Source organism: Streptomyces venezuelae (genome assembly GCF_008642315.1).
Classification (GTDB): Bacteria; Actinomycetota; Actinomycetes; order Streptomycetales; family Streptomycetaceae; genus Streptomyces; species Streptomyces venezuelae_D.
Genome location: NZ_CP029192.1, coordinates 6,966,783 through 6,978,529 on the forward strand (window position 1 = coordinate 6,966,783; position 11,747 = coordinate 6,978,529).

At 73.3% G+C, this 11,747-nt stretch carries 8 protein-coding genes; 6 read left to right on the top strand and 2 right to left on the bottom strand.

Annotated elements, in window-relative coordinates; genetic code table 11:
- The first annotated feature begins 114 nt into the window (after positions 1–114).
- The 4 genes from recN (at position 115) to DEJ48_RS30775 (ending at position 5,132) form a co-directional block, all read left to right on the top strand.
- Positions 115–1,842, top strand: a complete 1,728-nt coding sequence (gene recN / locus DEJ48_RS30760; RefSeq protein ID WP_150221497.1) for a DNA repair protein RecN — start codon at positions 115–117, stop codon at positions 1,840–1,842.
- Positions 1,843–1,888: 46 nt separating this feature from the next.
- Positions 1,889–2,659 carry a hypothetical protein gene (locus DEJ48_RS30765; protein WP_150219443.1) on the top strand — a complete coding sequence of 257 codons (771 nt, stop codon included), beginning with the start codon at positions 1,889–1,891 and terminating at the stop codon, positions 2,657–2,659.
- 51 nt (positions 2,660–2,710) lie between these two features.
- Positions 2,711–3,796, top strand: a complete 1,086-nt coding sequence (locus tag DEJ48_RS30770; protein ID WP_150219444.1) for a hypothetical protein — start codon at positions 2,711–2,713, stop codon at positions 3,794–3,796.
- Between the two features lie 199 nt (positions 3,797–3,995).
- Positions 3,996–5,132: a glycosyltransferase family 4 protein gene (locus tag DEJ48_RS30775; protein WP_150219445.1), complete on the top strand. Its 1,137-nt coding sequence runs from the start codon at positions 3,996–3,998 to the stop codon at positions 5,130–5,132.
- Between the two features lie 7 nt (positions 5,133–5,139).
- Here the strand turns inward: DEJ48_RS30775 and DEJ48_RS30780 are convergent, their stop codons facing one another.
- A complete protein-coding gene (locus tag DEJ48_RS30780; protein WP_150219446.1) occupies positions 5,140–6,783 on the bottom strand; it encodes a PucR family transcriptional regulator in 1,644 nt (547 codons plus the stop codon).
- A gap of 175 nt (positions 6,784–6,958) precedes the next feature.
- Complete coding sequence (locus tag DEJ48_RS30785; protein WP_150221498.1) at positions 6,959–8,770, bottom strand: glycoside hydrolase family 15 protein; 1,812 nt, start codon at positions 8,768–8,770, stop codon at positions 6,959–6,961.
- 442 nt (positions 8,771–9,212) lie between these two features.
- Here DEJ48_RS30785 and DEJ48_RS30790 point away from each other — a divergent pair, with 442 nt between their 5' ends.
- Both DEJ48_RS30790 and DEJ48_RS30795 read left to right on the top strand, forming a co-directional pair.
- Positions 9,213–10,889, top strand: a complete 1,677-nt coding sequence (locus DEJ48_RS30790; protein ID WP_150219447.1) for a CTP synthase — start codon at positions 9,213–9,215, stop codon at positions 10,887–10,889.
- An 85-nt stretch (positions 10,890–10,974) separates the two neighbouring features.
- Positions 10,975–11,601, top strand: a complete 627-nt coding sequence (locus DEJ48_RS30795) for an NUDIX domain-containing protein (RefSeq protein ID WP_150219448.1) — start codon at positions 10,975–10,977, stop codon at positions 11,599–11,601.
- Positions 11,602–11,747 lie beyond the last annotated feature (146 nt).

Sequence of the window (11,747 nt, forward strand, 5' to 3'; positions counted from 1 at the left end):
CGGGTGACAGGCGGGTTCGGTGCGCCGCTTCGACCTGCGTCTTCACAGGAGGGGCCCAGGGCCCGTCGCACACCGGCCCTCTGACCTCGTAAGGTCTTGTCCGTGTTGGAGGAGATGCGGATACGGTCGCTCGGAGTCATCGACGACGCGGTCGTCGAGCTTTCACCGGGCTTCACCGCCGTGACGGGTGAGACCGGTGCGGGCAAGACGATGGTGGTCACCAGCCTTGGCCTGCTGCTCGGCGGGCGCGCCGACCCCGCCCTGGTGCGGATCGGCGCGAAGTCGGCGGTGGTGGAGGGGCGCATCGCCGTGCCCGCCGGCACCTCGGCCGTCGTGCGCGCGGAGGAGGCCGGGGCCGAACTCGACGACGGCGCGCTGCTCATCAGCCGTACGGTCTCGGCGGAAGGCCGCTCACGGGCGCACCTCGGCGGGCGCTCCGTGCCCGTCGGCCTGCTGTCCGAGCTCGCGGACGACCTCGTCGCCGTGCACGGCCAGACCGACCAGCAGGGCCTGCTGAGACCGGCCCGTCAGCGCGCCGCCCTCGACCGCTACGCGGGCGACGCCGTCACCGTGCCGCTCACCAAGTACACGGCCGCGTACCGCAGGCTGCGGGCCGTCACCACCGAGGTCGAGGAGATCACCACCCGCGCGCGGGAGCGTGCCCAGGAAGCGGATCTGCTGCGCTTCGGCCTGGAGGAGATCGGGGGCGTCGAACCGCGTGCGGGGGAGGACACCGAACTCGCCGCCGAGGCCGAGCGGCTCGGTCACGCGGAGGCGCTCGCCTCCGCCGCCACCTCCGCGCACGCCGCGCTCGCGGGCAACCCCGAGGACCCGGAGGTCGTGGACGCCTCGACGCTGGTCGCGGGTGCGTCCCGGGCCCTCGATGCCGTACGTTCCCACGACCCCGCCCTGTCCGCCCTCGCCGACCGCCTCGGCGAGATCGGGATCCTCCTCGGCGACGTGGCGGGCGAGCTCGCCGGGTACGCCGACGACCTGGACGCCGACCCGCTGCGGCTCGCCGCGGTCGAGGAGCGCAGGGCCGCGCTGACGCAGCTCACGCGGAAGTACGGCGAGGACATCGACGCCGTCCTCGCGTGGGCGGAGGAGGGCGCGGCGCGCCTCACCGAGCTGGAGGGCGACGACGACCGGCTCGGGGAGCTGACCGCAGAGCGGGACGCGCTGCGCGCCGAACTCGCCGGGCTCGCCCAGGCGCTGACCGATGCCCGTCAGGAGGCGGCCACGCGGTTCGCCGCGGCCGTCACCGAGGAGCTCGCCTCGCTGGCGATGCCCCACGCGCGCGTGTCGATCGCCATCAGCAGCACGGAGGTCCCGGAGGGCGCCGACGGCGTGGAGCTCGGCGGCCGCTTCGTCGCCTACGGCCCCGCGGGCGTCGACGAGGTGGAGCTGCTGCTCGCCCCGCACCCGGGCGCCCCGCCCCGGCCCATCGCCAAGGGCGCGTCGGGCGGTGAGCTGTCGCGCGTGATGCTCGCCGTCGAGGTGGTCTTCGCGGGCACGGACCCCGTACCGACGTACCTCTTCGACGAGGTCGACGCGGGCGTCGGCGGCAAGGCGGCGGTCGAGATCGGCCGACGCCTGGCACGCCTCGCCAAGTCGGCGCAGGTCGTGGTCGTCACCCACCTCCCGCAGGTCGCGGCGTTCGCCGACCGCCAGCTGCTCGTGGAGAAGACCAACGACGGCATGGTGACGCGCTCCGGAGTGCAGGTCCTGGAGGGCGAGGACCGGGTGCGCGAACTGTCGCGCATGCTGGCGGGGCAGGAGGACTCGGAGACGGCACGCGCCCACGCGGAGGAGTTGCTGGCGACTGCCCGCGGCGATGGGTGACCCGGTGACGGGTGGGGCGTTCGCGGTCGCCTCGTAGGGTGACCGCATGATCGAACGCAAGCTCGGGTCGCGGCCGGGTGCCGCGGCCGTCGCCGCTGCCGCCACCCGGGCCGGGACCGCCGCGCTGCGGTTCCTCGCGCCCGGTGGGGCCGAGCGGTGGACACGGAAGAACTACGCGGGCAGGAGCGTCGACCTGTACCCAGGTCCCGCCGTCGCCCTCGGTGCGGCCGCCGGTGTCGCCGCGCTGCCCGCGAGGCCCCGCGCCGCCGCCGCACTGGCCGTCCTCGGCGCCGGTGCCTGCGGGGGCTACGACGACGTGGCGGGTGCCGGCGACCCGCGCCGCGGTTTCCGCGCGCACCTCGGGGCGCTGCGGAACGGCGAGATCACCAGCGGCGCCGTGAAGCTGTTCGGCATCTCCGCCGCGGGGCTCGCCGCCGGGGCCCTCCTGAAGGAACGGCCCGTGGACAAGGCGCTCGCGGGCGTGGTCGTCGCGGGCACCGCCCACCTCGTGAACCTCGTGGACGTACGACCGGGGCAGGCCGGCGCGGCCGTGCTCGCCCTGGGCGCGCCGGGGCTGCTGCGCAAGGGGCCGGCCGCGGCGGTCGCCGCCGCGGCCATGGGGGCCGCGGCGGCGGTCCTGCCCGACGACCTCGGCGAGCGCACGATGCTCGGCGACGCGGGCGCGCACGCCCTGGGTGCCGCCCTGGGCACGGCCATCGCGGCGGGCAACGGTCGCGCGGGTCTCGCCGCGCACGCGGCGGCGCTGGTGGCTGTGGCGGCATACGCCGACGGAGCGGACAAAAGGGTTGGATCATGATCGTCGCGGCGGGTTAGGGTCCGACGGTTCGGGGGCGGGGGGAGACGGGGGATGTACGGGGTCGAGATCGCGTGCGTGCGGTGCGATGCCGTCCTCACCCGGCCCATCGAGCGGGTCGCGCTTCCCGTGCGGGCCCATCAGACGTGCTGGCACGATCTGCTTCCCCCGCTCATGGAATCCGGCACGTACGCGGTCGACCCGGAGCCGTTCGGGCCGCCCTGGCGGTCCTGGAGCGAGATCGGGGCCCGGGCGGCGGCGGAGCGCGGCGTGTTCGCGCCCGTGCACCGGCTCTCCCTCGCCGCGCCGGGCGCGGTCGTCGTCGCGCCGGGGGACACCCGCGGCACCGTCCTGATCCCCGAGCGGTGCGACGGCTACTGCATGGGGCTCGACGGGCGGGACGGCCCGAACCTGGCCTGCGCGCGGTGCGGGAGCGCGGTGGCGACCCGCATCGACGACTGCTCTCTCTGGCAGACGGTGTGGTTCGTTCCGGACGCCGTCCGCCTCGTCCCCGGAAGCGACGCCGATGTGTGCTCCGCGGCCGCGGAACCCGGCGCCGACTGGGGTGCCCTCGCGCGGGAGTACCGGGCGGCCCCGCCGGTCGAGCCGTGCGGGGGGTGGGACGGACGGTGGGCGGCGGCGGTCGGCGCGGCGCTGGCCCGGCTGCTCGCGGTGTCGGAGGGCGAGCCGGTGAGCCTGCCCGACGGGATCCTCACGGACACGTTCGGCCGCGCGCTCGACGCGCTGCTCCCGTCGGGGCCCGCGGCGCGGCGGCTCGTTCCGGCCGGGCCCGGTCTGCCGGCGGCCGTGGGGGAGAGTGACATCGCCCTGGTACCCAGGCATCCGCGGACCGGTGAGGTGTGGCAGCCGTCGGACCCCGCCGCCGCGGTCGTGCCGCTCGAAGCCGACGTGTGGCTCCATGTGGCCTTTCCCCGCCAGCAGTTGCCGGTCCCGGCGACGGGCGGACTGCCCGACGGGGTCTACCGCGACGATCCGCTGCCGCTGCGCCCGATGCGGCTGTTCGCGCCCGACCGGCAGGTCTTCCTCCGTACGCTGGCCCGGCTGCCCGCCGTCCGCGAACCCTGGCTGCGCGCGGTGTACGACCTCGTGCAGGACGCCCCGTTCGGGCAGCCGTTCTAAGGGCAACCCCGCGCGGCGCCCGCAACCTCCCTTATCTTTCCCCCGTGTGGGTGATTGCGTCCGCGGAGTTGCCCTGCCAATTGCGGAAGTGACCTTTCGGCAGTGCCGGAACGCCCGTGCCTCCTGGCATCCTTGGCGCAGCATCTGCCCGAGTACCCGTCCGAGCACCCACCGACGCAGACCCAGGAGCCCCCGCCACGTGAGCCACGTGAGCAGCCACTCGCCGCACGGACAGACGCCGCTGCACACCGTTCAGGTCCTCGGAGGTGGCAGCGCGGGCAGCAGCGCGCACGTCAGATCACTGGCCGCGGGCCTCAGCGCCCGGGGGCTCCGGGTCACCGTCTGCGCCCCCGACGAGGCCGCCCGCACCTACGACTTCACCGGCGCGGGCGCCCGCCACATCCCCGTGCCCCGCAGCGGCGACCCCGCCTCCGTCGCCGCCCTCCGCGCCGCCTGCGCCGACGCCGACCTCGTGCACGCGCACGGACTGCACGCCGCCCTCCGTGCCGCCCTCGCGCTCACCGGGCGCCGTGTCCCCCTCGTCGTCACCTGGCACACCCGGGCGCAGGCGGAAGGCGCCCGCGCCCGCCTGCTGCGCCTCTTGGAGCGGCGCGTCGCAAGGGCCGCGGCCGTCGTCCTCGGCACCTCGTCCGACCTGGTCGACCGGGCCCGCAGCAGAGGCGCCCGCGACGCCCGCCTCGCCGCCGTCGCCCTGCCCCCGCCGCGCCGCCCGGAGCCCGCGGAGGAACCCGACGGCCTCCTCCACAAGGCGCGCGCCGAAGTCGGCGCTGTGGACCGGCCGTTGATCCTCGCCGTGGGCGCCCTGGAACGGAACGGCGGCTACGACCTCCTGCTGGACGCCACGCGCGCGTGGCGCCACCTGGACCCGCTGCCGCTGCTCGTCGTCGCGGGGGAGGGGCCCGAACGGGCCGCCCTGCAGCGCCGCATCGAGGAGGAACTGCTGCCGGTCCGGCTCGTCGGGCGGCGCGACGACGTCCCCGAACTCCTCGCCGCGGCCGACCTCGCCGTGCTGCCCAGCAGGTGGGAGTCCCGCTCCGTGCTCGCGCAGGAAGCGCTCCACGCGCGCGTGCCGCTCGTGGCGACCGCGGTGGGAGGCATCCCCGAACTCGTCGGCGACGCGGCCGAACTCGTCGCGTACGGCGACACGGAGGCCCTCGCCTGTGCCGTCGTACGCCTCCTCGCCGACCCCGTCCGCCGGGCGGAACTCAGGGACAGGGGAGCGGCCCAGGTCGCCACGTGGCCGACCGAGGACGAAACGGTCACGCAAGTCCTGAGCATCTACGACGAGTTGACCCAGCCGCTCCCTTACACCTGAGGCGGCCCTAGGCCACGTGCCTGCGCGCCCGCAGCGCCAGACTCAGCGCGAGCACCGTCTGCGGGTCGTCGAGATCCGTGCCCAGCAACTCACTGATCCGCGCGAGCCGGTTGTACAGGGTCTGCCGGTTCAGATGCAGTTCGCGCGCGGTCTCCGCCTTGCGTCCCGCATGCGCCAGATACGTCTGCAGCGTCGGCAGCAGCGGCGGCTTGGAGCGCTGGTCGTGGGCGCGCAGCGGACCGATCGCGCGGTCCACGAACGCCGCGAGGACCCCGTCCTCGTCGTGCCGGTGCAGCCGCCACAGCAGCAGGTCGATGTCGAGCCGCCGCGCGTCGTACCAGGGCCGGTCGGAGAGTCCCTGCGCCGCCGTCGCCGTCTCCGCCGCGTGCCGCAGCCCCGCCGACGCCGCCGCCCAGCCGCCCGCGACCCCGACCACCACGACCGGCGGCTGCGCCCCGGGACGCTGCATCCCGGCCCGCTCGACCCCGGCCCGCAGCGCGGCGGCGACCCGGTCGGCCACCGCGGTCCGCTCGGACTCCGAGCGCAGACCGAGCAGGAGCGGGACCCGCCCCTCCACGGGACGTACGCCCAGCAGCGCGGGCACCCCCACCGACGCCAGCTCCTCCGCGACCGCCCGTGCCAGGACCGCCCACCCGCCACCGGTCGGCAGGCCGTCCGCGAGCCGCATCACCACCGGGAGCAGCGGGAGGTCGGCCGAGCCGGGGCGGAAGCCGAGGACACGGGCCTGCGCGGGGGCGTCGTCGGCCGCGATGCGGCCCTCCGCGAGGTCGGTGAGGAAGTCGCCGCGACCGCGCGCGGCGAGCTCCTCCTCCTGCCGGGCCTGCATCAGGACCACCGCGAGGCTGCTCGCCGCCCGCTCCGCGGCGATGCGGTGCACCGGCAGCGGCGCCGACTCCACGGCGAGCAGGACGAGCCGGGCCCGCACCGAACCCGTGCCGGGGCCCCCGCCCGGCACGTCGACGATGACCGCGCTCGCGGGCGGGCCCTCCCGGTCGACGGCGCGCCCGCGCAGCCCCTCCCACACCTGGAGCGGGTCCGCGCACTCGGTGCCCGCCCCGGCCGCGTACAGGAGCTGGCCGTCCGCCGTCTCCAGGAACACCGGGTTGCCGCTGAACTCCGCGAGGATCGCGAGGACCTGCGGCGTACCGCCTCCGCCGAGCAGCGCCTCCGTGCAGCGCCGGTGCACCTCCTCGGCCTGCTGGAGGAGCGCGTAGTGGCCGTTGACGATCTCGGTGTGCACTTCCTCGGTGACCGTCACGAACGGCACCTCACGGTGCAGCTGCACCAGCGGAAGCCCTGCGGAACGCGCCGTCTCGACGATCGCCGCGGGCAGCCGCGTGAAGCGCGGGCCCAGCTCGACGACGAGCGCCGCGATGCCCCGCTCGGCGAGCTTGCGCACGAAGGCGCGCTGCTCGGCGGGGCGGGCGCCGAGCCCGAGGCCCGTGGTGAGCAGCAGCTCGCCGCCCTTGAGGAGCGAGGCGATGTTGGGCACCTCGCCCGCGTGCACCCACCGCACGGTCCGCTGGAGCCGTTCCGCGCCCGCGACGACCTCCGGGAGCCCGCCGCGCAGCCCCGGAAGTTCCAGCGCGCGCTGCACGGTGATGCCGCCCTGAGTGCCCTGACTGTCCATGGCGCGGACGCTACCGGGGCACACCTCCGGCGAACATCTCCGGACGATCACAGGGCCGACGACAGCCGACGGCGGCCGGGCAACTCGTCGGTTCCGGACGGCAATTGCGGACACCCCCGCCCCCTGTGACGTACGCCACAAGGAGCGGGGGTGTCGGTGCCGGATGCCGAGGGCGCTAGCCCCCGTACGCCCCCGAGGCCGTCAGCCGCAGCGCCGTGTCGATCAGCGGCACGTGACTGAAGGCCTGCGGGAAGTTGCCGACCTGCCGCTGGAGGCGCGGGTCCCACTCCTCGGCGAGCAGGCCCAGGTCGTTGCGGAGGGCGAGGAGCTTCTCGAAGAGCTTGCGGGCCTCGTCGACCCGGCCGATCATCGCGAGGTCGTCGGCCATCCAGAACGAGCAGGCGAGGAACGCGCCCTCGTCGCCCTCCAGGCCGTCCAGGTTCTCCGCGTCGTCGGAGGTCGGGTAGCGCAGGATGAAGCCGTCCGGGGTGGACAGCTCCCGCTGGATCGCCTCGATCGTGCCGATGACGCGCTTGTCGTCCGGCGGCAGGAAGCCCATCTGAGGAATCAGCAGCAGCGAGGCGTCCAGCTCCTTCGAGCCGTACGACTGCGTGAAGGTGTTCCGCTCCTTGTCGTAGCCCCGCTCGCACACGTCCCGGTGGATGTCGTCGCGCAGCTTGTGCCACTTCTCCAGCGGGCCGTCCGCGTCACCGGACTCGATGAGCTTGATGGTGCGGTCCACCGCGACCCACGCCATCACCTTCGAGTGAACGAAGTGGCGGCGCGGTCCGCGCACCTCCCAGATGCCCTCGTCCGGCTCGTCCCAGTGGTCCTCGAGATACCGGATCAGCTTGAGCTGGAGGAGTGACGCGTAGTCGTTGCGGGCCAGGCCCGTCATGTGGGCCAGGTGCAGCGCCTCGGTCACCTCGCCGTACACGTCGAGCTGCAGCTGGCCCGCCGCGCCGTTGCCCGCCCGGACAGGCTGCGAGTTCTCGTACCCCGGCAGCCAGTCCAGCTCCGTCTCGCCGAGCTCGCGCTCGCCCGCGATGCCGTACATGATCTGCAGGTTCTCCGGGTCGCCCGCGACGGCCCGCAGCAGCCACTCGCGCCATGCGCGGGCCTCCTCGCGGTAGCCGGTGCGCAGCAGTGAGGAGAGCGTGATCGCCGCGTCGCGCAGCCACGTGAAGCGGTAGTCCCAGTTGCGGGAGCCGCCGACGTCCTCGGGCAGCGAGGTGGTGGGCGCCGCGACGATGCCGCCGGTCGGCGCGTACGTGAGCGCCTTGAGCGTGATCAGCGAGCGGATCACGGCCTCGCGGTAGGGGCCGTGGTACGTGCAGTGGTCGACCCACTCCCGCCAGAACTCCTCCGTGGCGGTGAGCGCGTTCTCGGGCTCGGGCAGCGCGGGCTGGTCCTTGTGGGAGGGCTGCCACGAGATCGTGAAGGCGATCCGCTCACCGGGCGAGACGGTGAAGTCGGAGTAGGTCGTCAGGTCCTTGCCGTAGGTGTCGGCCTCGGTGTCGTGCCAGACGGAGTCGGGGCCCGCGACGGCCACGGTGCGTCCGTCGACCTTGTGGACCCAGGGCACCACTCGGCCGTAGCTGAAACGCATCCGCAGAGCCGAGCGCATCGGCACCCGGCCGCTGACTCCCTCGACGATCCGCACCAGCTGCGGCGCGTCGGTGTCGCGCGGAGGCATGAAATCGATCACGCGGACGGTTCCGCGCGTCGTGTCCCACTCGGATTCGAGCACCAGGGAGTCGCCGCGGTAGCCGCGGCGCGCGGCAGTGGGTGGCTGCGCGTCCGGTTCGTGTGCGGGCCCAAGGCGCCAGAAGCCGTGCTCCTCGGTGCCCAGCAGGCCGGCAAAAATGGCGTGGGAATCGAAGCGGGGCAGGCACAGCCAGTCGACTGTGCCGTCCCGGCAGACCAGGGCTGCGGTCTGCATGTCTCCGATGAGTGCGTAGTCCTCGATGCGCCCGGCCACGTCTATCTCCAGTCGAACGGCCACGTTCGCCCCGCGGGGCGCTTACAGATCAGCGGTCAAGTGATCGTCGACGAGCGCTTGTTCCGGGGTCAAGGCGGGATGGTGCCGTGTGCCGGATGGGCTCGGCAGCGATTGTCCGAGCAGGATACGACGCACCCTAGTGATCTGCGCGCCCCTCCCGGCAACGAGGCTCCGCCGAACGGGTGAGCGGCAGGTGAGAGGCGGTGCGACGGGGAAAAGTGGGGACGTGCGGGTCTCGTGACCACGGTGTGTGTGCCTGATGGCGGAGCGTGGCCGGGCGCGGGCTCCGCCGGGCGCTGATACCCTGGTAGCCCGTGAGCCGGTGGTCATAGAACCCCCGAACCGCAGCGACGGCACCTCCCCTAATCCCTGGTGGAGCGCCGGTACGCACCCTCCAGACCGCGACCACGGGAGCCCCCTCTTGGCCATGCAGCCCAAATCCAAGACGACCAAGCACATCTTCGTCACCGGGGGTGTCGCCTCTTCCCTCGGCAAGGGTCTGACTGCCTCCAGCCTGGGTGCGCTCCTCAAGGCTCGTGGCCTGCGCGTCACGATGCAGAAGCTCGACCCGTACCTGAACGTCGACCCGGGCACGATGAACCCCTTCCAGCACGGTGAGGTGTTCGTCACCAACGACGGCGCCGAGACCGACCTGGACATCGGCCACTACGAGCGCTTCCTCGACGTCGACCTCGACGGCTCGGCCAACGTCACCACCGGCCAGGTCTACTCCCAGGTGATCGCCAAGGAGCGGCGCGGCGAGTACCTCGGCGACACCGTCCAGGTCATCCCGCACATCACCAACGAGATCAAGCACCGCATCCGCCGCATGGCGACCGACGACGTCGACGTCGTCATCACCGAGGTCGGCGGCACGGTCGGCGACATCGAGTCGCTGCCGTTCCTGGAGACCGTCCGCCAGGTCCGCCACGAGGTCGGCCGCGACAACGTCTTCGTCGTGCACATCTCGCTGCTGCCCTACATCGGCCCCTCCGGCGAGCTGAAGACCAAGCCGACCCAGCACTCCGTCGCCGCGCTGCGCAACATCGGCATCCAGCCGGACGCCATCGTCCTGCGCGCCGACCGCGAGGTGCCGACCGCCATCAAGCGCAAGATCTCGCTGATGTGCGACGTCGACGAGGCCGCCGTGGTCGCCGCCATCGACGCCAAGTCGATCTACGACATCCCGAAGGTGCTGCACACCGAGGGCCTCGACGCCTACGTGGTGCGCAAGCTCGACCTGCCGTTCCGCGACGTCGACTGGACGCAGTGGGACGACCTGCTGGACCGCGTGCACAACCCGAAGCACGAGGTCACCGTCGCGCTCGTCGGCAAGTACATCGACCTGCCCGACGCCTACCTCTCGATCACCGAGGCCATGCGCGCCGGCGGCTTCGCCAACAAGGCCCGCGTCAAGGTCAAGTGGGTCACCTCGGACGACTGCAAGACCCCGGCCGGCGCCAAGAAGCAGCTCGCCGACTGCGACGCGATCCTGATCCCCGGCGGCTTCGGCGACCGCGGTGTCTCCGGCAAGGTCGGCGCGATCCAGTACGCCCGCGAGAACAAGGTGCCGCTGCTCGGCATCTGCCTCGGCCTGCAGTGCATCGTCATCGAGGCCGCCCGCAACCTCGCGGACATCCCCGACGCGAACTCCACGGAGTTCGACGCCGCCACCGGCCACCCGGTGATCTCCACCATGGCCGAGCAGCTCGACATCGTCGCGGGCGAGGGCGACATGGGCGGCACGATGCGCCTGGGCATGTACCCCGCCAAGCTCGCCGAGGGCTCCATCGTGCGCGAGGTGTACGAGGGCAAGGAGTACGTCGAGGAGCGTCACCGCCACCGCTACGAGGTGAACAACGCCTACCGCGCGGACCTGGAGAAGAAGGCCGGGATCCTGTTCTCCGGCACCTCCCCGGACGGCAAGCTCGTCGAGTACGTCGAGTACCCGCGCGAGGTCCACCCCTACCTGGTCGCCACGCAGGCCCACCCGGAGCTGCGGTCCCGTCCGACCCGCCCGCACCCGCTCTTCGCCGGCCTGGTGAAGGCCGCCGTCGAGCGCCGGCAGGGCGAGCAGAAGTCCGGCGGCAAGTCGGGCAAGTAACACCTGAGCGGTACGGTTGCCGGGGTGCGTGTCGTCGCGACACGCACCCCGGTTTCTTTATGCACGTGTGGGAGGACAGGGCGACATGACGATCAAGGACACCGCCGAGGAGTGGCAGGTCACGGCGAGCCAGACCCCGTTCGTCGGGAACAAGACCTCCGTCCGCACCGACGACGTGGTCATGCCCGACGGCTCGGTCGTCCGCCGCGACTACCAGGTCCATCCCGGCTCGGTGGCCGTCCTCGCCCTCGACGACACCGGCCGTGTCCTGGTCATCCGCCAGTACCGCCACCCGGTCCGCCACAAGCTCTGGGAGATCCCCGCGGGCCTCCTCGACATCCCCGGCGAGAACCCGCTGCACGCCGCCCAGCGCGAGCTCTACGAAGAGGCACACGTCAAGGCCGAGGACTGGCGCGTCCTCACCGACGTCTACACCACCCCCGGCGGCTGCGACGAAGCCGTGCGGATCTTCCTCGCCCGCGATCTGTCCGAGGCCGAGGGGGAGCGCTTCGAGGTCGAGGAGGAGGAGTCCGACATGGAGCTCGACCGGGTGCCCCTCGACGAGCTCGTGCGCGGTGTGCTCGCCGGCGAGCTGCACAACAACTGCCTCGTCGTCGGCGCGCTGTCGCTGGTCGCGGCCCAGCACGGCGACGGCCTCGACGCCCTGCGCCCGGCCGAGGCGCCCTGGCCCGCCCGGCCCTTCGACGCGTAATCCCCGCGGGCGCGCACACGGGTTCCGATATGACGATCCACTGATCCGATCGGGCGACTTGTGCGCGCCGTGCGGCCGGAACCGCCGCGGGGCCTGAACTAGGCTCTGAAAGCGTCCCGCCCGAAGGCCCGGCGGGTTCGTGCGCA

Coding starts and splice junctions, on each gene's coding strand:
- DEJ48_RS30795 (WP_150219448.1), top strand. CDS start 10,975: ATGACGATCAAGGACACCGCCGAGGAGTGGCAGGTCACGGCGAGCCAG.
- DEJ48_RS30770 (WP_150219444.1), top strand. CDS start 2,711: ATGTACGGGGTCGAGATCGCGTGCGTGCGGTGCGATGCCGTCCTCACC.
- DEJ48_RS30790 (WP_150219447.1), top strand. CDS start 9,213: ATGCAGCCCAAATCCAAGACGACCAAGCACATCTTCGTCACCGGGGGT.
- DEJ48_RS30780 (WP_150219446.1), bottom strand. CDS start 6,783: ATGGACAGTCAGGGCACTCAGGGCGGCATCACCGTGCAGCGCGCGCTG.
- DEJ48_RS30765 (WP_150219443.1), top strand. CDS start 1,889: ATGATCGAACGCAAGCTCGGGTCGCGGCCGGGTGCCGCGGCCGTCGCC.
- recN (WP_150221497.1), top strand. CDS start 115: ATGCGGATACGGTCGCTCGGAGTCATCGACGACGCGGTCGTCGAGCTT.